This window comes from Nesterenkonia marinintestina (assembly GCF_025420485.1).
In the GTDB taxonomy this organism is placed as follows: Bacteria; Actinomycetota; Actinomycetes; order Actinomycetales; family Micrococcaceae; genus Nesterenkonia; species Nesterenkonia marinintestina.
In genome coordinates, this window is record NZ_JAOEFD010000007.1 from 73,704 (window position 1) to 92,152 (window position 18,449).

Sequence of the window (18,449 nt, forward strand, 5' to 3'; positions counted from 1 at the left end):
CCCGGAGGCAGCAGGCGGCTCGGCGCATCAGGGACCGGACGGACGCTGGGGCCAGGCGTCGTGCTCGGTGAGGACGGCGGCCAGGGTCTCGGCTTCGTCGGTGATGATCCCGTCGACGCCCATCGCCAGCAGCTCGCGCATCTCCTCGGCGTCGTCCACGGTCCATACGTGCACCTGAAGCCCGGCCCGGTGGCAGCGGCGGACGAACTCCTCGGTCACCACCGTGATCCGCCCGTGGCGACGCGGCACCTGCAGGCAGTCGACGTCTCCCGAGAGCCGACGCAGCGCGCGCGACCCCGCGTCCCCGGTCACCCGGGCGAGGAGCCCGGCGACCGGTCCGAGGAGCACCCACAGGGCGGTGGACCGCGTACCGCCCGAGCCGGCCGTCGGTCGGGACAGCAGCCGCTGGGCACGACGGCGACGGGCGTCCGAGAAGCTCGCCACCAGGACGCGGTCGTGGGCTCCGTGCCGTTCGACGAGCCGGACGAACGGGTCCACCGCGGCCTCGTCCTTGAGGTCGACGTTCAGCCGCACATCGTCCCACCGGAGCAGGACGTCCTCGAACAGGGCCAGCGGCTCCCCGCCGAGCCGCACCTGCTGCAGCTGCTCCCACGTCCAGTGGGCCAGCGGACCTTCGGCGTCGGTGGTGGGATCCAGGCGTTCGTCGTGGAAGACCACGAGCGTCCCGCAGGCCGCGGTGCGGACGTCGAGCTCGAGGTACCGGAAGCCCAGCCCCACCGCCCGGGAGAACGCGGCCATGGTGTTCTGCACCTCGCGCGCCGCGCCCCGGTGGGCCAGCCCCAGGGGTCGCCCGTGCAGGGGCCCCTCATGGGTGTTCATCAGGTAGGGGATGTGCCGGCGGAACTGTGCGTCCGCGCCGTCGTCGTGCTCAGACATCGATGACCCCGTCTCCCCCGGCGAGCAGGTCCTCCAGCACCGCGGCGACGCCGTCGTCCTCGCAGGACCGCGTGAGGTGGTCGGCGGCGGAGCGTGCCATGGGATGCGCCGAGCCCACGGCCCAGGACCGTCCGGCCCACTGCAGCATCTCGATGTCGTTGGGCATGTCCCCGAACGCGATGACCTGCTCCCGGCCGATGGCGCGGCCGTCGGCGAAGCGGCGCAGCGCCGAGGCCTTGTCCACCCCGCGGGCGGAGAGCTCCAGCAGGCTCACCCCCGGGGCCGAGTGGGTCACCTTCAGCAGGTCGCCCACCGAATCGTGCACCTGCCCGAGGAAGACGTCCGGGTCGACGGAGGTGGTCTTCGCCAGCAGCTTCACCACCCGGTCGTCGGACGACTCGTCGAGGGTCTCCTCGACGGGACCCAGCCGCAGCATGTCCTCGGTGACCCCGGCGGCGCGTCGTCGCTCCTCCTGGAAGAACAGCGACCCCTGCATGAACGTCGGGTCGGCGTGGATCCTCCGCAGCGTCTCTGCGGCGAAGGTGACCTGCGGGTCGAGTCGACGGATGCGCTCCACCGCCTCGAACAGCACCTCGGTGACCATCGGATCCTCGTGCAGCAGCCGCCCCTCCTCGAAGTCGTAGACCACCGCACCGTTGGAGCAGATCACCGGGCCGATCCCGCCCAGGGCCTCTGCCACGGGGCGCAGCCAGCGCACCGGCCGTCCGGTCACCAGCACCACCTGCAGTCCGAGGTCCCGCACCCGGGCGAAGGCCTCCACCGTCCGATCGGTGATCCGACCGGACTCGGTCAGCCCATAGCTGAGGATGGTGCCGTCGATGTCGCTGGCGACCAGTCGGGTGCCGGTCAGCGACGTCCGCTGCTGCTCAGACAGGGCCGACCTCCCCGACCTCGCGCGCGCCCGAGGCCCGCAGCGCGGCGCCGAGCTCGGCGGCCGTGGGCGGCTGGGCGCCGAACCGGGAGGAGGTGAGGGCCGCGGCCTGCGCGGCGGCGGTCAGGACCCCGTGCACGTCCTCGGAGGAGATCCCACGCAGGGCGGGCCGGTTGGACGCGCCCAGCAGACCCAGTCCGCGCAGGGAGGAGAGCACTGCGGCCATGAAGGAGTCCCCGGCACCGACGGTGTCGGCGACGTCGACCCCCACGGCCGGCACTTCGACGGTCCCGGACGCGGCGAGGGCCAGCGCGCCGGAGCCTCCGCGGGTGAGGATGAGCAGCGCCGGACCCAGCTCGGCCCAGGCACGCATGGTCTCCTCGTAGCTGCGTTCCGGGTAGAGCAGGTCGACGTCGTCGGAGGAGGCCTGGACGACGTCGGCCAGCGCCAGGCACTCTTCGACCTGTCGTCGCGCCTCCTCCCGGTTCGGGATGATCGAGGGGCGGTAGTTGGGGTCGTAGCTGATCGTCGCGGTCTCCCGGCGGCGTGCCAGCAGATCGCGGACGGTGGCCTCGCCCGGTCGCATCATCGCTCCGATGGAGCCGGCGTGCAGCAGGTCCAGCCCGACGGGGGCCGTGGCCGAGTCGATCAGCTCGTCCAGCTCGTCGGAGGGAGGCAGGGTCCAGTCGAGTGAGAACTCGTAGCTGGCCTGGCCGGTGGGGTCGAGCGTGGCCTCGGCCACCGAGGTCGGCGTCTCGTCGGGCTCCAGCAGCGCGGTCACGCCCTGGGCGCGCAGACTGCGGGCGATCATCCGTCCGTATTCGTCGTCACCGCGTCGGCCTGCGAACAGCACGTCGTGCTCGAGCCGGGCCAGACCGACGGCCACGTTGAGCGGGCTTCCGCCGACGTGCGCCTTGGGTGCCTGGGTCTCCGAGTGGACGACGTCGACCAGGCACTCTCCGATGACTCCGAGGTAAGCACTCACGGGGTCCAAGGTACCGCAGGGAGGTCCGTCACGGCCGGGGATCAGGCGGTCGGCGGCGGGAAGCGTCGGAAGTCCCGGTACGCCCGCGCCCGCCCCATCCGGCGGCGCAGGCGGCGGCGCAGCCCGGAGTCGGCCTCGTAGCGGAAGGGGTCGACGACGGCGTCCCGGTCGATCATCAGTGCGATCCGTCGGCGCTGGTCGGTGTCGGCGTAGCGGCGGACCAGGGGCAGCGGAAGCGTCGTGTACAGGGCGGAGTAGGAGGTCGCGGCGGTGTCCAGGCCGGCGAGGCCGCCGTTGAGGTGCTCCTCGACGGCGAAGCGCACCGGATTGATGCCGGCGGCGGTGAGGTAGTGGTGGTCGCGGCCGAGCCGGGGGCTGATGCCGATCAGCTTGGCGGTGTCGTCCCGCGGGTCGACCTTCAGGGTCAGCACGGCGAAGCCGCGCCACCCGAGCCGTCGCAGCAGGGCCGCGGCCAGCCCTTCGACGTGTTCGTCGCGGGCGGCCAGCACCGCCGGGGTCCGGCCCTCCTGGCCCGGGGTGCGCTGTTCGACGATGACCTCGCCGTGGGCGCTCAGCCGCACAGCACCCGTCTGGTCGGCGAAGCAGGTCACCAGTCGCAGCAGCGAGTCGGGGCCCGGGATGCGTTCGACGACGAACATCCTGCCCGATGCGCCGCTCCCTGCGGCCTCCTCGAGCGCGGCGACGAGCGCCTCCGGATCCTCCGCGGCGCGCAGCTGCGTCCGGCCCTCGTGGCGCAGGTCGACGGGGAAGCTCAGCCCTGCCGCGGGCAGCTCGTCGCGGGCGAACCCTCGTGCCCGCTGTGCGGTGTGTTCGGCGAGGTCATAGGTCACCACCCGTGGGCGGGCGAGTCCGACGTCGGCGCAGGCGGCGGCCAGGGTGTCCTCGGAGGCGATCTGGTCGAGGACGAGCGGATTCGGGTACGGGATGGTGTAGCCCAGTACGCCCAGCTCCTGCCGTCGGTCCACCACGGTGCGCACCAGCTCGTCGTCGTCGACCATGAGCAGCAGCGGTCGAGGGGACTCTCCGTGGTCGGTGAGCTCGGCGGCGACGGAGGCGAGCCTGTCGAGGACGTCGTCGCGGCGCGGTTCACGGGAGGAGCGGAAGAGCCTCAGGATGGAGGAGTGCCGCAGGTTGCCGCATCCGGCGGTGGGCACCACGACGGACTTCACCCCGTAGGCTTCGTGGAACTCCCGGGCCAGCGAATAGGAGCCGACGTCGTTGCCGACGAGGACCGGCACGAACGGCTGGGCCGCAGGGATGTTCATACCGTCAGACTAGAAGCACAGGGTGGATGTCTCCTGGACGACGCCTGGAGGATCGGCCGTGTTCGGGGCCGCCCGACGGGCCCGGCGAACCGCCGGGCCTCTCAGTCAGCGCAGTCAGCCCGCTCCTCCGTGGCACCCGCAGCCGGCCGACTCCTCGGTGCCGCAGCATCCGCCCTGGGTGTGCGCGGCCGGCGGCGGCACGTCGAGGACCGGGGATCGGTCGAAGAACCCCTCCGGCCGCAGCTTGAACCCGACGGTGTCCACCGGCATGATCGGCCAGTCCTCGACCCGCGGGAAGTGGGTCAGCCCGAAGCTGTGCCACAGGACGAGCTGCTCGCCGTCGAGGCTGCGGTCCTCGGCGATCCAGGCCGGCAGTCCCGCGCCGCCGGAGTGCTGGTTGGGGAAGTCGCCGGTGGGGTACCGCTGCTCCTCACGGTGCTGGGTGACCCACAGCGCCTTGGAGGCGAAGGTGGCCCGGCGGTGGATGGAGGACCCCTCGGCGGCGAGCAGGGTCGGCAGCCCCACCGGGTGCAGCTTGTAGCCCACCGGTTCGCCGAGTCGGTTGGCGGACTCGGGGTTGGTGACCACCCATGTGCGTCCGACGGACTGGTCCGCGTCGCGGACCGCCTCCTGCTCGCTGGCGAGCAGGGTCCGCCTGCGGGTGAAGGCGTTGCCGCGGGGGTTCGTCTCGGAGATCGGCAGCCGGACCGCATCCTCCTCCTCGACGCGTCCCGGCCCGCCGTCGAGGGAGAAGTCCAGACGTGCGGAGAACAGGTGCTGGTGGAACGGGGCCCCGAGGCCGGGGGCCATCTCGGAGGCGAAGTCCGTGGAGCCCTCGGGCACGGCGGAGGTGAAGACGACCCCGGTGGCCTTGGCTTCGAACTCGACGGTGCCGTCGAGGTACAGGTACCAGTAGAAGCCGTAGTCGTAGTTGCCCACTGTGGTGAAGAAGCTGATCACCAGGCGGCGGTTGCGCCGGGTGTAGGCCACACCGGACCACAGGTCGGAGTGCTTGGCCAGCACCGACCAGTCCTCCTCGTGCATGCAGATGCCGTTGCGGATCTGACGGGGCTCACCGGTGTTGGTGACCACCCAGGGCGAGAGGTAGGTGATCTCACCGAGGCAGTCGCAGCCCAGCTCGAGGGAGTTGGCCCACTGGCCGACGAGGTACTCCCCGGTGTCGAAGTAGTTCTGCCAGGACCGCACCGGTGAGGGGTCGCCGTAGGGGACGACCATCTCGGCGATCGCGGCCCGGTCGAGGATGCGGCGACGGCGCTCGCCGTCGTCGAAGGCGATGTTGTGCAGGACGAGGCCTTCGCGCATGTCGAATCCGACGTCGAGGCTCCAGCGCTCCCACTCGACGTGGTTGCCGTCGGTGACGGTGAAGGAGGGGCCCTCCGGCTGGGTGATCTCGATGGGACGCTGGGAGGTGCGCAGCGGGCCGGTGAGGTCCGGTTCGGTGTAGTTGCCGTGCTCCTCGGGGATCGGCATGATCCCGAGGTCCAGGACCTGGTCGACGGCCCGGTTCGTCACGTCGACGTAGGCGACCAGCCCGTCGATCGGGTGGGCCCAGGCGCTGTCGGCCTCGTGGTGCTGGAGGAAGGCGAGGCCGCGCAGGATCCGGCGGCCCCTCTCCTCGGGGTACTCGAAGACCCCGGCCGAGAGGGGGGCGACGCGCACCGCGGCGACGTCGAGGCCGCGCCTCTCGAGGGCGGCCAGCCAGTCCGGGTCGGTGGAGAGGATCTCCTCGACGGCTTCGAACTCCTCCTCCATGATGGGCAGCTCGCCGGTGGCGGTGGTGTCGAGCTCGGTGGCCGATTCGATCGTCTCGGCGGTGAGGTCGACGACGACGTCGCGGGGCCGCCCTCCGGCGACGTCGAGCAGGAAGACTCGGAAGCGGCGGGGCACCTCGGCGTCGGGAGCCGTACCCCGCGGCGGGTCGAGCAGGCCGAGGTATGCCATGCGGACGGTGTCGCCGAAGAGCCCGTCCTCCGTGAGCAGCTCGCGGACGCGGCCGATCTCCTCCGGGGTCTGCTGGGCGTAGGGGGTGGGGCGCATGCCGATCGTCCTCCGATGAAGCCTCTGTGGTCTGGCTCACAGTATTCTCTACGGGTGTAGAACACAATGCCTGCCCGCCCGGATGACAGGATGGGCCGAGATCCCACCAGAGAGGGGGCGCGGGATGCCGAAGATCGTCGACCACGCGGCGCGGCGGGAGGAGCTGGTGCGCACCACCTGGCGGATCATCGCCCGCCACGGCCTGGACCGAGCCACGATGCGCCAGATCGCCACCGAGGCCGGCTTCGCCAACGGGGCGCTCAAGCCCTACTTCCCGACCAAGACGGACCTCATCGAGGCCACCTACACCTACGTCTTCGAACGCACCAACGAACGTGCCCGGCGCAGCACCGCAGGCCTGAGCGGACTGGAGGCGGTCGAAGCCTTCGTCCGCGAGGTGCTCCCGCTCGACGACACCCGGCTCGACGAGGCCCGGGTCGTCATCCCGTTCTGGCAGGAGGCCGCACACCGGCCGGAGAGGGCCGCGGCGAACAACGCGGCTATGGGTCAGTGGCGTCGCTGGCTGATCTCCTGGCTGAGCGAGGCCCGTGAGGACTCACCCCTGCTCGGAAGCCTCGACCTCGAGATCGTGTCCGACGCCCTGCTGACGTGGATGCTGGGAGCCCAGATCACCGCCGTGATGGAGCCCGAACGCTACTCCCCGGAGGAGCTGGAGTCTCAGCTGCAGCTCCAGCTGAGACTCCTGACCGCCGCGACGAGCTGACGACCGCGGAGCAGAGCGGACAATTTTCTTCTCCATCGGGAGAGAAACAGTGACAAGCACTCCCCTCCGGGTCTACAGTGACGACCATGTGGCACAGATCACATGCCCGACATCCTGCGCAGGAGGCCACGATGTCCGTCACAGAATCCGCTCCGAGCCGGCACGCCGAGCCCGCGTCGACCACCCCAGGAACGACAGTACGGAAGGACACCCATGAACGCCCAGACTCCCGACCTCACCACCTACCAGGGCCTGCTGGAGGCCGTGACCGACGCGCACAGCGGCTGGGAGTCGAAGGACCCCGCCACCGGTGAGGTGATCGGCGGCGTGCCGCAGCGCTCCGTCGGCGACCTCGACGCCGCCGTCGTCCGGGCCCGCGAGGTGCAGCCCGCGTGGGCGGCGAAGACCCACGAGGAGCGCAGCGCTGCGCTGAACGCGGCGGCCGATGCGATCGAGGCCTCCGCCGAGGCGCTGGCGGAGCTGCTCTCCCGCGAGCAGGGCAAGCCGCTGAACGGACCCAACGCCCGCTTCGAGGTGGGCGGCTGCGCGGCCTGGACCCGCGCCAACGCGGCCTTCCCCATCGAACCGGAGACCCTCGTCGACGACGACTCCGGCACGGCCCAGCTGGAGTGGATGCCGCTGGGCGTCGTCGGAGCCGTCGGGCCGTGGAACTGGCCCATGCTGATCTCGATCTGGCAGATCGCCCCGTCGCTGCGGATGGGGAACACGGTGGTGCTCAAGCCCTCCGAGCACACCCCGCTCTCGGTGCTCGCGCTGGCGGCGGTGATGAACCAGGTCCTCCCCGAGGGCGTGCTGCAGGTCCTGACCGGCGACGGTGAGCTGGGCGCGGCACTGACCTCGCACGAGGGGTTCGACAAGATCACCTTCACCGGATCGGTGTCCACGGGACAGGCGATCATGCGTGCCGCCGCCGACAACCTCACACGCCTGACACTGGAGCTGGGCGGGAACGACGCCGGCATCGTCCTCGACGACGCCGACCCGGCCGCCATCGCCGAGGGGCTCTTCTGGGGGGCGTTCATCAACACCGGACAGACCTGTGCGGCGATGAAGCGGCTCTACGTGCCGGACTCGCTGTACGACCAGGTCTGCGAGGCGCTGGTGGACATCGCCCGGCAGATGCCGATGGGGGTGGGGCTGGAGGAGCAGAACGTGCTCGGCCCGCTGCAGAACCGGTCCCAGTACGAGATCGTCGCCCGGCTGGTGGAGGCCGCCCGGAGCTCCGGGGCCCGCATCCTGCTCGGCGGCGATCCGGACGAGTCCCAGGCCGGGAACTTCTACCCGACGACGCTGGTCGCCGACGTCGACGACGAGAACCCGCTGGTGGCCGAGGAGCAGTTCGGTCCGGCGCTGCCGATCATGCGGTATTCGGACCTCGACGACGCCGTCGCCCGGGCGAACGGGGTCGAGGTGGGCCTCGGCGCCTCGGTGTGGAGTCCGAACATCGACCGGGCCCGCGAGGTGGCGTCTCGGCTGCAGGCGGGGACCGTGTGGATCAACAAGCACGGGGCGATCGATCCGCGCGTGCCCTTCGGTGGGGCGAAGAGCTCCGGGTTCGGGCTGGAGTTCGGCGTGGAGGGCCTGAAGGCGGTGGCGCAGCCGCGGGCGATCTCCTGGTGATCCCCTCCTGACCCACATCGAGTCCCCGATCTCAGCGGCGTGTCGGGCCGGAATCGGCCTCAGATGCTGCAGAGATCGGGGACTCGATGTGCGGGGTGGGACTACAGGGCGTCTTGGACCTCGGTGTAGGGGCCGATGATGCTGCGCAGCGGAGCCTCCGGGTGCGCGCGCAGGATGGTGTCCACGGCCTCCCGCGAGCGCACGCCGGCCTTGCAGTGCACATACAGCGGCTTCTCCTCGGTGGCCTCGGCCAGCCCGGGGATCTCGGGGAGGCCTCGGCGGATCTCGCTGAGCGGGAGGTTCTGTGCGCCGTCGAGGTGCCCCATCGAGTGCTCCCACCCTTCTCGGACGTCGAGCACTCCGGAGGCGCGCCCGTCGCGCAGGGCGGTCGCGGCCTCTCGCGGGGTGACCTCGTCGTGGGCGAAGGGGTCACCGGTGAACGGGTTGATGCGCATCGCGTCCTCCTGGGTGTCGGTCTCGTCCGACTCGTGCGGCTCGTCCGGGGCGGCGACGTCGGCGCCGATGGTGGTGACCGGTTCGCGGTCCGGGTCTCGGGTCAGCGCCATCTCCCGGAAGGTGGCGGTCAGGGCGTCGTAGACCAGGACTCGGCCGAGCAGGGTCCTCCCGATGCCGGCGATCAGCTTGATGGTCTCCGTGGCCATCAGGGTGCCGACCACTCCGGGCAGCACGCCGAGGACCCCGGCTTCGGCGCAGGTGGGAACCTCCCCGGGGTCGGGGGCCTCCGGGTAGAGGTCGCGGTAGGTGGGGCCGGGTCCGTCGTCCCATCCGGGCAGCCGGGGGCGTGACCAGAACAGGCTGACCTGGCCGGCGAAGCGGAGGATGGATCCGCTGATGAGCGGCTTCTCGGCGATCTCGCAGGCGTCGGAGACGACGTAGCGGGTGGCGAAGTTGTCGGAGCCGTCGACGACGACGTCGCAGTCGGCGACGAGTGTCAGGGCGTTCGCCGCGCTGATCGGCTCGTGGTGCTCGTGGATCACGATCTCCGGGTGCAGCCCGCGCATCACCTCGGCGGCGTGGGAGGCCTTGGACTCTCCGATGACGTGCTCGGAGTGGATGACCTGGCGGTGGAGGTTCGAGCGGTCGACGACGTCATGGTCGACCACGTCGATGGTCCCGACGCCTGCCGCGGCCAGGTAGGTGAGGATGGGGGCGCCGAGGCCGCCGACGCCGATCACGAGGACCCGGGCGTCCAGGAGGCTCAGCTGGGCCTCGACGCCGAATCCGTTCAGCGAGAGGTGCCGCTGGAAGCGCTCGAGCTGGGAGGCCGAGAGGTCCTCGACGGTGCGGGTGGGGGTGACGAGCCTGTGGTGAGTGGTCATGGGGTCCTTCAGGTCCTGTCCTCGGGGAGGTCGTCGACGGTGCCGATGCGCCCTTCCATCGCGGAGGAGGCCACCGCGTGGGTGCGCCGCGGGATCCGTCCGGCCGCGGCGGAGTGGTACCCGGCTTCGACGGCGAGGCGCACGGCATGGGCCATGGCGGCGGGCTTCTCGGCCCGGGTGACGGCGGAGGCGACGAGCACGGCGTCGCAGCCGAGCTCGACGGCTTCGGCCGCTTCGGAGGCCGCGCCGATGCCCGCATCGAGGACCACCGGCACGGAGGCGCGGGAGGCGATGAGTTCGATGTTGTGCGGGTTGAGTATCCCCAGGCCCGTACCGATCGGGGAGCCCAGCGGCATGACGGCCGCGGCGCCGGCCTGCTCGAGGCGCAGGGCGGTGGCCGGGTCGTCGATGGTGTAGACCAGCGGGGTGAAGCCGCGGTCGGCCAGCTGCTCGGTGGCTTCGAGCGTCTCGATCACGTCGGGGAGCAGGGTGTGCTCGTCGGCGATGACCTCGACCTTGATGAGGTCTGTCTCCAGGGCTTCGCGGGCGAGCTCGGCGGTGAGCACGGTGTCCCGCACCGTGTAGCAGCCGGCGGTGTTGGGCAGCACGTCGATGCCCAGGCGCTCCAGCATCGCGAACACGGAGGTCTTGGTCTCCGGGCTGTAGCGGCGCATCGCCACGGTGGTCAGGGTGGTGCCGGAGGCGATGAGCGCGGTCTCGAGGGCGTCGAGGTCGGTGATGCCGCCGGTGCCCATGATCAGGCGCTTCTCGAGGGTGTAGTCACCGATCTGCACCGGCGGCGGGGTCATGTCAGTCATCGATGGGGTCTCCAGGGGGACGGTTCGGCGGCGGGTTACTCGGGCGCAGGGCTCACGGCCGCGGGGCTCAGCCGCCCTGCACGGCGGTGACGACCTCGAGGGTCTGGCCGTCCTCGACGGCGGTGGTGGCCCATGTGCTGCGGGGCACGACGGCGCCGTCGAGGGCGACGGCCACGCCGAGGCGGCGTCCGTCGGTCGGGCGTCCGTCGTCGTGGAGCTCGCGTCCGGTGGTGTGGGTGACCGCGTCGGCCACGGTGGCCTCGGCGGGCAGGTCGACGGTCTCGTCGTTGAGGGTGATGGTGGGCATCGTGCGCTCCTGGTCTGCGGCGGTCAGCCGCGGGTGCGTCGGGTGGGGCTCATGTGGTCGAGCATCCGGCGGTCGTCCTCGTCGAGCGCGGCCCCGGTGAGCAGTGCGGCTCCGAGGCGGGCGGCGAGCGGGGCGAGCAGGATGCCGTGGCGGGAGTAGCCGGTGGAGACGACGACGTCGTCGTGGTCGGGCAGCCGGCCGAGGTAGGGGATGTCGTCGGGGGTGCCGGGACGGGCGCGGGTGGTGACCTCGACGAGCTCGGTCTCTCGGACGGCGGGGAGGACGCGGACGGCGTCGTCGAGAAGCTCCTGGACTGCGCCGGTCCGGGTCCCGGTGAGGCCGTCCTCGCGGGAGGAGGCTCCGACCACGAGTCCGCCGTCGGCGCGCGGCACCAGGTACACCGATCGGCCGGCGACCAGCGCCCGCACGGTGGCGTGCACGATGTGCTGCTCGCCGGACATGAGCTGGTCCTCGGTCACGCGGAGCCGGAGCACGTCGCCGTGTATGGGACGGAGGTCCAGAGGTGTGCTGTCAGGGAGTCCGGCGATGTCTCCATAGCCGAGCCCGGGGGCCAGCAGGACCTTGTCTGCGGTGAGGGTCTCGGATCCGGTGCGGTCGAGGGGCGCGACGTCGGCGTCGGCCGGGGCGAGGGAGACCCGGAGCCCGTCGTCGACGGTGCCGACCTCGGTGACCCGTGCGGTGACGAACTCGGCGCCGGCGTCGGTGAGGGCGTCGACGGTGCAGCGCATGAGCATCCGCGGGTCGACCTGGTGGTCGGAGGGCACCTCCCAGGCCTTGGCCAGGCCGGGGGCGAGGCTCGGTTCCCGGCGGCGCAGCGCGGTGCCGGTCAGCGGGGCGACGTCCATGCCGTGGGCCTGCTGCACATCGACGAGTCGGGCGACGGCGTCGCGGTCGGAGCGGTCGGCGGCCAGCAGCAGGGTGCCGTTCTCGTGGAACCCGGTGGGTGCGTCGGTCGCTTCGGAGAGCGAGGCCAGGAGGTCGGGGTACTCCGCCCGAGCGGCGGCCATGATGGCCCAGAGTCGGTCCTGCCCGTACTGGACCTCGCTGACGGGTGCGAGCATCCCGGCGGCGGCGTAGGAGGCCTCGTGTCCGATCTCGGGGGCGACGACGGTGACCCGGTGGTCGCTGCGGATGAGCTCCCAGGCGGTGAGGAGGCCGATGACGCCGGCGCCGACGACTGCGACGTGCATGGCTTCCTCCTCACGACGGTTCGGGCGTCCTCAGCCCTAGCCGCATCGAGTCCGAGTGGTCGGCGGATTCGCCCTCTCAGCCCGGCCGTCCCGGGCTCCCACGGAATTCTGTCCGTCCTCCAGTCTAGTGGCGACGGTCAAGGCGCCGCAGAGGTCGACCGGGCCCGAGACAGTCGGCCGAGGGACGTCAGAGGTGCGAGTCGCCGGCGGCCGCGTGGTGGGCCCCACCCACCACGGTGCCCCTCACCGGCACATCGCCCAAGTCCTCGGGAGGCACATCGAGCGGGTCCTGCTCCAGCACTGCGAAGTCGGCGTACATGCCCGGTCGGATCGCCCCGACCTCGTGGTCCATCTTCAGCATGTGTGCGGCACCGACCGTCATCGCTTCGAGTCCCTGCTGGACGCTGATCCGCTCGCGCTGCCCCATCACCCGGCCGGACATGGTCAGTCGGGTCGCCGCGTGCTTCACGGTGGCCAACGGTCCCAGCGGGGTGACCGGGCTGTCGGAGTGCAGCGAGATCGGCACCCCGGAGGCGATCGCGGTCGCCGCCGCGTTCATCCGTCGTGCCCGGTCCGGGCCGAGGGTGATGTCGAGGTGCTGGTCGCCCCAGGCCCAGATGTGGTTCGCGAAGACGTTGGCACAGGCACCGAGCGCGGCCATCCGCCGGTACTGGGAGGGAGTCGTCATCTGTGAGTGCGTGCAGGTGTGACGGTGGTCGGGGCGCGGGTGCTCTGTCAGCACGGCTTCGAGGGTGTCGAGGAAGAGCTCGGTGGCCTCGTCTCCGTTGCAGTGGACGTGGATGAGTGCTCCTGCGCGGTGGAAGGCCGCGAACGCCTCGTAGTACTCCTCGGCGGTCACGTTCCACATTCCGTTGGGCTGGTCGCCGTAGTAGCCGGGCTCCATGAGCCGAGCGGTGAAGCTCTGGATGGAGCCGTCGAGCATGAGCTTGGCATGGCCGAATCGGAGACGGTCGGTGTTCGTGCCGGCCAGTTCGCCCAGCCGGGCGGCCGCCTCCGGGAGCGGACGTGAGGGGTCGCCCACCCCGGCGCCGAAGTGGAAGACGCTGAGCCGGGCCGGGTAGCTCTCGTCGACGACGTCGCGGTAGAGCGCGACCCCGTCGTCGTCCATCAGCCGTGTGGTGCCCAGGTCGGTGAGGGTGGTCGTACCGGTGTTGACCGCGGCCTGTCCGAACCGGCGCAGCGCCGTCGCATCGATGGTCAGAGGCCCTCGCCCCTCGAGGAGCTCGCCGACCAGCGCCATCGCCTCGAACTCCTGGAGCACACCGGTCGGCTCTCCGCGGTCGTCGGTGATCACGCCGGGGACGTCGGTGCCGGAATCGATGCCGAAGCGACGCATCGTCGCACTGTTGACGGCGCAGAGGTGAGCGTTGGCATGCATCACGTGGATGGGCCGGACGTCGGACACCTGGTCGAGCTCGGCCGCGGCCAAGGGGGCTCCGCCCAGGTGAAGGGGGTCCAGCCCCCAGCCCAGCAGCGGCGTCTCGGCGTCGGGCAGCTCGTCGGCGGCCCGACACAGCCGGTCGAGGACCTCGTCGACGGTCGTGCAGCCCGGCCAGAACCGGCCCTCAGGGTCCGTGCGGTCCAGCATCCCGACGTAGACGTCCTGCCAGACGGTGCCGGTGCCGGCGTGGCTGTGCGCCTCGACGAACCCCGGCAGCAGCACCGCGTCCTCATAGCGCCGGTCGAGGCGGGCGTGCGGGTACTCCATGAGCTCCTCGACGGTGCCCACCGCGCGGATGCGGTCCCCGCGGACGGCCACGGCCTCCGCCGTGGGGACGGCCGGATCCATGGTGCGGATCAGACGTGCGGGATAGACGACGGTGTCCATCGACGATGCTCCTCTCCTCAGCTGCGCGGCCGATGCTCGGGTGAGGACTTCATGTCCTGATGGTAGGCCGTGACGGTCTCGTCCTCGGTTGAGTAGTGTCGCCCCATGTCCTCGCAGAGTCGCACGACGGCGGCGCCCACCTCCGGCGGCGACCGGTGGCGGCGCCTGGCTGCCGCTGCGGATGGGGGCGCCCTACTGCACGGCTCCCGCACGCCGGGCCTCACCCAGTTGGAACCGCGAGCACCCTTCGACCTCAGCGCGGACGACTACTCGAAGCAGACCGCGGTCTTCGCGACGGAGGATCCCACCTGGGCGATCGCCTATGCCGTCCGGGATGAGGAGTCGCGGCACTTCCGCAGCGCCTGCTTCTACCCCGGGGCCGCCGTGGGCACACCGGAGCGGCGCCGAATCATGCTCGACTTCGACGTCGACGACGAGGGAGCTCCGCGTCTCTCACCCGGAGTCGTTTACATCCTCGATCCGACGGGCTTCTCGCGCATGCCCTCCCACCACGACCCTGAGTTCGGGCTGATCACCGAATGCCAGTGGGCCAGTCCGACCGCCGCACGCATCGCCGACGCGGTCCTGGTGACCCCGGAGGACCTGCCGAGACATCTGGTGTCCCGCTCGGCGTGAGTCGTGGGACGACGGGTGGGTCGGCTCACCGCGAGGAGCTTCGCCGACGTCTCCCGCCCGCTCGGTAGGATCCGTCCATGAGCCGCCGCACCGACCTGCGCTTCGACGGTCACATCGTCGGTGCGGGCACCGCCTCCGGCACCCGGCTCGTGCTCGGCTGCTGGTCCCGGACTCCGCACGGTCCCTTCGCCGATGTCATGGTCGAGCGCGCCGACGGTCGTCGGACGCTGCTGGCCCCGGACGAGTGGGTCGCAGAGTTCGTCTCCACCACCTATCGCTTCGACGAGGTCCGAATCGTCGACGTCGTCCTGACCCGCAGCGGCACCCGGCGCGGCTCGGTGTGGGAACTCACGGCCGGCCCGCTGGACTGGAGGTTCACGATCGGCGCGCGGGCGCCCCTGGGGCACCTGTTCCGCGCGATCCCGGGCCCCGTCGCCCGGGCGCTGCCCACCGCACGGGTCACCGACCAGGTCGCCCGTCGCATCATGCCCGGCGTCCGGACAGTAGGCTCCGCCGGCAACGGTCGGCTCGAATGGTACGCCGCCACGGACCTCCACCCCCTGCGCACCTCCCGGGCGCGCTGGGACGGTGCCGACATGGGCGGTCTCGTCGACGTCGACCCACCCACCCGCTTCGGCTTCAGCTCCACCCCGCGCACGCCGGGGGTGACCGCGGTGACCACCACCGTCAGGATCCCGGCCCACCACCGCCTCGCCCGCTGACCGATCCCCGCGACTGTGAATCGTGCGACAATCGCACTGCTCACACACCCCGGCACACTGAGGTGCCGCCGCGTCTCGAGACCTGAGGGGGACTCGCATGGAGGACTGGACACAGACGCTGGGGGCCGCTCCCCTGCTGGGCATCGCGGTCGGTGCGGTGGCCCTGCTGCTGGTGATGATCATCGCCTTCCGGGTGCACGCCTTCGTCGCCCTGATCATCGTCTCGGTGCTGACCGCGATCGTCTCCGGGGTGCCCACCGACCAGATCATCGACGTGCTCACCGACGGGTTCGGATCCACACTCGCCGGTGTCGCACTGCTGGTGGCCCTCGGCGCCATGCTCGGACGCCTCATCGAACACTCCGGCGGGGCCAAGGCCCTGGCGGACCGTCTGATCGGCACCTTCGGCGAGCGGCGCGCACCCTTCGCGCTCGGCATCGCCTCCCTGCTGCTCGGCTTCCCGATGTTCTTCGACGCCGGGCTGGTCATGATGCTGCCCATCATCTTCGCCGTCGCCCGCCGCGTCTCCGCCCGCTCCGTGCTGACCTTCGGCATGCCCTCCGCCGCGGCGTTCTCCGTGATGCACGTCTTCCTGCCCCCGCACCCGGGACCGGTGGCGGCCTCCGAGTTCTATGAGGCCAACATCGGCCTGGTGCTGCTGGTCGGCCTGGTCATCGCCTACCCCCTGTGGCACGTGGCCGGGTACATGTGGGGCCTCTTCGTCGGTCGCCGTCACCTCATCCCGGTGCCGACGCTGTTCGGCGACGTCGACGAGGACCAGCCGACGAATCCGCCGCGGGTGCTGACCATCGTCCTGCTGCTGCTGACCCCGATGACCCTCATCCTGCTGAACACCGGGTTCAACACCTTGGCCGCCGCCGGCGTCGTCGACGACGGCGACCTGTGGGTCCAGGCGCTGATGTTCCTCGGCAACACCCCCATCGCCCTGCTGATCACCCTGGTCCTGGCGATGATCGTGCTCGGCTACCGCCGCGGCGAGCAGGGCACCGCTCTGGAGAAGCTGGTGGACTCCTCCCTCGGCCCGGTCGCCTCGGTCATCCTCATCACCGGCGCCGGCGGCATGTTCGGCGGGGTGCTGCAGGCCTCCGGCATCGGTGACGCCATCGCCGACTCCCTCGCCGGCACGGGCATGCCGGTCATCCTGGCCGCCTATCTGATCGCCGCGGCGATCCGTCTCGCCCAGGGCTCGGCCACCGTCGCCCTGGTCACCGCGGCCGGACTCGCCGGCCCTGCGGTGATCGGCGGGGACTTCAACGAGCTGCAGGTCGCCTGCATCGTGCTGGCCACGGCCGCCGGCTCGGTGATCGCCTCCCACGTCAACGACTCCGGCTTCTGGCTCGTCGGGCGCCTGATGGACATGGACGTGAAGACCACCCTGAAGGTCTGGACCATGCAGCAGACCCTGCAGTCTGTGGTCGGCTTCGCCATGGTGCTGGTCATCTACGGGGCGGTGTCCCTGGTATGACCCCACCCCAGGGCCCCGGACCCGGTGCGCACGCCGGTGCACGGCCTGTGGTGGTGATGGGTGTGTCCGGCTGCGGGAAGTCCACGGTCGGCGAGCTGCTGGCCGAGGAGCTGGACGGCGAGTTCCTCGACGGCGACACCCTGCACCCGCCGGAGAACATCGAGAAGATGTCCGCCGGTCGGCCCCTCGACGACGACGACCGGCTCCCCTGGCTCCGGGAGATCGCCGAGCAGCTGCACGACGGGGCCCAGGACGGTCCACTCGTCGTGGCGTGCAGCGCCCTGAAGCGCTCCTACCGGGATCTGATCCGTGAGGGCGCCCCGGAGGCCCGGTTCGTGCATCTGCACGCGGATATGGAGGTCCTGACCGAACGTCTGGGCGGCCGGCGCGGGCACTTCATGCCGGCGGAGCTGCTGCAGAGCCAGTTCGCCGCCCTGGAGCCGCTGGCCGAGGACGAGGACGGCCGGGTCTTCGACGTCGCCCGGACCCCGGAGGAGATCGTCGCCGCCGCGGCCACCTGGCTGCAGGACGGCTGAGGGGCCGGCGGCCGCCCGTCGGATCAGAGTCCGACGTCGAGCATGGTCTGCGCCGACCGTCGGTGGGAGTCGGAGCCGGTGGTCATCGCGAAGAGCGCGTAGCCCACGGGTGCGGCGGCGACGTACTCTCCGCAGTGCTCCCGCACCCGGGGCCACAGGTGTCCGCCGGCCTGCTCATAGGCGCCCAGCGTGAGCTCGAAGGTCTCCTGCGGCGCGGTCATGTGCTGGTGCATCAGGTCTCGGGCGGGGTCGTCGACCCGGGCGGTGGTCCAGTCGAGGATCCCGACGATGGACCCTTCGACGTCGAGGGTGGTGTGGGCCGGGTAGATCTCTCCGTGGGTGAGCACGGTGCGCTCGGGCCAGAACGAGTCGTCGTCGATCCAGCGCCGCCAGCGGGCGAGCATCCGGTCCTCGACGGTGAACTCCGCGGCCACCGCCTCCACGTTCTCCCGCCACTGCTCGCGGACCTCGTCGGGGCTGCGCACCGGCACACCGGTGCCGCGGGCCTCCTCGACGGGCACCCGGTGCAGGTCGGCGAGGATGCGCCCGAGGTCCACCGCATAGCGGCGGGACCCGGGATCGACGTGCCATTCGGGGCCGTCGTCGCCGATGGTCAGCCCGGGGCTGCCGGGGAGCATGGGATAGGCCACGAGGTCCTCGCCGCGGATGCGCCAGTCGGGCACTGCGACGGTGAGGTGTTCGGCGACGAGGTCCAGCAGCCGGGCCTCGGTGTCCACGGAGGCGACGACGTCGTCGCGGCGGGGCAGGCGCAGCACCCACCGGATGCCGGCGGCGTCGGAGGCCATGACCACGAAGAAGTCGAGACCGGAGTCCACCGCTGCGGCGCCGGCCTCGTCGAGGCTGAGTCCGTGCCCTGCGGCCCGGCTCAGCGCGTCGCTGAGAGTCAGAGCAGACATGGAGCGGATGACGGGAATCGAACCCGCGTCGTCGGCTTGGGAAGCCGAAGCTTTACCATTAAGCTACATCCGCCTCGCGGCCCCATCGGAACCGCGTCTCGAGGATATCAGGATCCCCCGGCCCATCGCCGACAGAAGGACGCT

At 71.3% G+C, this 18,449-nt stretch carries 17 protein-coding genes and 1 tRNA gene; 6 read left to right on the forward strand and 12 right to left on the reverse strand.

All coding sequences use genetic code 11. The features are described from left to right. Window positions 1-27 precede the first annotated feature (27 nt). The 5 genes from N7E59_RS07245 to N7E59_RS07265 form a co-directional block, all read right to left on the reverse strand. Entirely contained in the window at window positions 28-897 is an 870-nt protein-coding gene (locus N7E59_RS07245) for a glycerophosphodiester phosphodiesterase family protein (protein ID WP_261624251.1), read from the reverse strand. After that, window positions 890-1,792 (reverse strand): HAD family hydrolase, encoded by a 903-nt coding sequence (locus N7E59_RS07250; RefSeq protein ID WP_315943002.1) that lies wholly within the window; start codon window positions 1,790-1,792, stop codon window positions 890-892. The genes N7E59_RS07245 and N7E59_RS07250 overlap by 8 nt, the downstream gene beginning before the upstream one ends. Then, window positions 1,785-2,774, reverse strand: coding sequence for a carbohydrate kinase family protein (locus N7E59_RS07255; RefSeq protein WP_261624252.1), 990 nt, complete (start codon window positions 2,772-2,774; stop codon window positions 1,785-1,787). The genes N7E59_RS07250 and N7E59_RS07255 overlap by 8 nt, the downstream gene beginning before the upstream one ends. A gap of 41 nt (window positions 2,775-2,815) precedes the next feature. Continuing rightward, window positions 2,816-4,060: a hypothetical protein gene (locus N7E59_RS07260; RefSeq protein ID WP_261624253.1), complete on the reverse strand. Its 1,245-nt coding sequence runs from the start codon at window positions 4,058-4,060 to the stop codon at window positions 2,816-2,818. A 114-nt stretch (window positions 4,061-4,174) separates the two neighbouring features. Then, the gene (locus tag N7E59_RS07265) at window positions 4,175-6,118 is read right to left on the reverse strand and encodes a primary-amine oxidase (RefSeq protein ID WP_261624254.1); all 1,944 of its coding nucleotides are present in this window, start codon (window positions 6,116-6,118) and stop codon (window positions 4,175-4,177) included. Between the two features lie 124 nt (window positions 6,119-6,242). Here N7E59_RS07265 and N7E59_RS07270 point away from each other — a divergent pair, with 124 nt between their 5' ends. Further along, complete coding sequence (locus tag N7E59_RS07270) at window positions 6,243-6,842, forward strand: TetR/AcrR family transcriptional regulator (RefSeq protein ID WP_261624255.1); 600 nt, start codon at window positions 6,243-6,245, stop codon at window positions 6,840-6,842. Between the two features lie 213 nt (window positions 6,843-7,055). Further along, on the forward strand, window positions 7,056-8,483 hold the full coding sequence (locus N7E59_RS07275) for an aldehyde dehydrogenase family protein (RefSeq protein WP_261624256.1): 1,428 nt from the start codon (window positions 7,056-7,058) through the stop codon (window positions 8,481-8,483). A 101-nt stretch (window positions 8,484-8,584) separates the two neighbouring features. Here N7E59_RS07275 and moeB read toward each other — a convergent pair whose 3' ends face one another. The 5 genes from moeB to N7E59_RS07300 form a co-directional block, all read right to left on the reverse strand. Beyond that, a complete protein-coding gene (gene moeB, locus N7E59_RS07280; RefSeq protein ID WP_261624257.1) occupies window positions 8,585-9,823 on the reverse strand; it encodes a molybdopterin-synthase adenylyltransferase MoeB in 1,239 nt (412 codons plus the stop codon). Window positions 9,824-9,831: 8 nt separating this feature from the next. Further along, a complete protein-coding gene (locus N7E59_RS07285) occupies window positions 9,832-10,641 on the reverse strand; it encodes a thiazole synthase (protein ID WP_315943000.1) in 810 nt (269 codons plus the stop codon). Window positions 10,642-10,708: 67 nt separating this feature from the next. Beyond that, complete coding sequence (gene thiS / locus N7E59_RS07290) at window positions 10,709-10,948, reverse strand: sulfur carrier protein ThiS (protein WP_261624258.1); 240 nt, start codon at window positions 10,946-10,948, stop codon at window positions 10,709-10,711. A gap of 23 nt (window positions 10,949-10,971) precedes the next feature. Next, window positions 10,972-12,159: a glycine oxidase ThiO gene (gene thiO, locus N7E59_RS07295; RefSeq protein WP_261624259.1), complete on the reverse strand. Its 1,188-nt coding sequence runs from the start codon at window positions 12,157-12,159 to the stop codon at window positions 10,972-10,974. A gap of 187 nt (window positions 12,160-12,346) precedes the next feature. Beyond that, window positions 12,347-14,008, reverse strand: a complete 1,662-nt coding sequence (locus tag N7E59_RS07300; RefSeq protein WP_261624260.1) for an amidohydrolase — start codon at window positions 14,006-14,008, stop codon at window positions 12,347-12,349. A gap of 105 nt (window positions 14,009-14,113) precedes the next feature. Here N7E59_RS07300 and N7E59_RS07305 point away from each other — a divergent pair, with 105 nt between their 5' ends. The 4 genes from N7E59_RS07305 (at window position 14,114) to N7E59_RS07320 (ending at window position 17,388) form a co-directional block, all read left to right on the forward strand. Then, window positions 14,114-14,644 (forward strand): hypothetical protein, encoded by a 531-nt coding sequence (locus tag N7E59_RS07305; RefSeq protein WP_261624261.1) that lies wholly within the window; start codon window positions 14,114-14,116, stop codon window positions 14,642-14,644. 77 nt (window positions 14,645-14,721) lie between these two features. Beyond that, a complete protein-coding gene (locus N7E59_RS07310; protein WP_261624262.1) occupies window positions 14,722-15,366 on the forward strand; it encodes a hypothetical protein in 645 nt (214 codons plus the stop codon). Between the two features lie 97 nt (window positions 15,367-15,463). Then, window positions 15,464-16,852 carry a GntP family permease gene (locus N7E59_RS07315; protein ID WP_261624263.1) on the forward strand — a complete coding sequence of 463 codons (1,389 nt, stop codon included), beginning with the start codon at window positions 15,464-15,466 and terminating at the stop codon, window positions 16,850-16,852. Beyond that, complete coding sequence (locus tag N7E59_RS07320; RefSeq protein ID WP_261624264.1) at window positions 16,849-17,388, forward strand: gluconokinase; 540 nt, start codon at window positions 16,849-16,851, stop codon at window positions 17,386-17,388. The genes N7E59_RS07315 and N7E59_RS07320 overlap by 4 nt, the downstream gene beginning before the upstream one ends. Before the next feature lie 23 nt (window positions 17,389-17,411). On the opposite strand, the gene N7E59_RS07325 is transcribed toward N7E59_RS07320, so the two are convergent. Together N7E59_RS07325 and N7E59_RS07330 are read right to left on the reverse strand one after the other, a co-directional pair. Then, on the reverse strand, window positions 17,412-18,305 hold the full coding sequence (locus N7E59_RS07325) for a macrolide 2'-phosphotransferase (protein ID WP_261624265.1): 894 nt from the start codon (window positions 18,303-18,305) through the stop codon (window positions 17,412-17,414). After that, window positions 18,305-18,378, reverse strand: a tRNA-Gly gene (locus tag N7E59_RS07330). The genes N7E59_RS07325 and N7E59_RS07330 overlap by 1 nt, the downstream gene beginning before the upstream one ends. Window positions 18,379-18,449 lie beyond the last annotated feature (71 nt).

Bases quoted from the DNA above. Each gene is read 5' to 3' on its own strand.
- N7E59_RS07245 (WP_261624251.1), bottom strand. From the start codon at position 897: ATGTCTGAGCACGACGACGGCGCGGACGCACAGTTCCGCCGGCACATC.
- N7E59_RS07260 (WP_261624253.1), bottom strand. From the start codon at position 4,060: ATGAACATCCCTGCGGCCCAGCCGTTCGTGCCGGTCCTCGTCGGCAAC.
- N7E59_RS07265 (WP_261624254.1), bottom strand. From the start codon at position 6,118: ATGCGCCCCACCCCCTACGCCCAGCAGACCCCGGAGGAGATCGGCCGC.
- N7E59_RS07270 (WP_261624255.1), top strand. From the start codon at position 6,243: ATGCCGAAGATCGTCGACCACGCGGCGCGGCGGGAGGAGCTGGTGCGC.
- N7E59_RS07275 (WP_261624256.1), top strand. From the start codon at position 7,056: ATGAACGCCCAGACTCCCGACCTCACCACCTACCAGGGCCTGCTGGAG.
- moeB (WP_261624257.1), bottom strand. From the start codon at position 9,823: ATGACCACTCACCACAGGCTCGTCACCCCCACCCGCACCGTCGAGGAC.
- N7E59_RS07285 (WP_315943000.1), bottom strand. From the start codon at position 10,641: ATGACTGACATGACCCCGCCGCCGGTGCAGATCGGTGACTACACCCTC.
- thiS (WP_261624258.1), bottom strand. From the start codon at position 10,948: ATGCCCACCATCACCCTCAACGACGAGACCGTCGACCTGCCCGCCGAG.
- thiO (WP_261624259.1), bottom strand. From the start codon at position 12,159: ATGCACGTCGCAGTCGTCGGCGCCGGCGTCATCGGCCTCCTCACCGCC.
- N7E59_RS07300 (WP_261624260.1), bottom strand. From the start codon at position 14,008: ATGGACACCGTCGTCTATCCCGCACGTCTGATCCGCACCATGGATCCG.
- N7E59_RS07305 (WP_261624261.1), top strand. From the start codon at position 14,114: ATGTCCTCGCAGAGTCGCACGACGGCGGCGCCCACCTCCGGCGGCGAC.
- N7E59_RS07310 (WP_261624262.1), top strand. From the start codon at position 14,722: ATGAGCCGCCGCACCGACCTGCGCTTCGACGGTCACATCGTCGGTGCG.
- N7E59_RS07315 (WP_261624263.1), top strand. From the start codon at position 15,464: ATGGAGGACTGGACACAGACGCTGGGGGCCGCTCCCCTGCTGGGCATC.
- N7E59_RS07320 (WP_261624264.1), top strand. From the start codon at position 16,849: ATGACCCCACCCCAGGGCCCCGGACCCGGTGCGCACGCCGGTGCACGG.
- N7E59_RS07325 (WP_261624265.1), bottom strand. From the start codon at position 18,305: ATGTCTGCTCTGACTCTCAGCGACGCGCTGAGCCGGGCCGCAGGGCAC.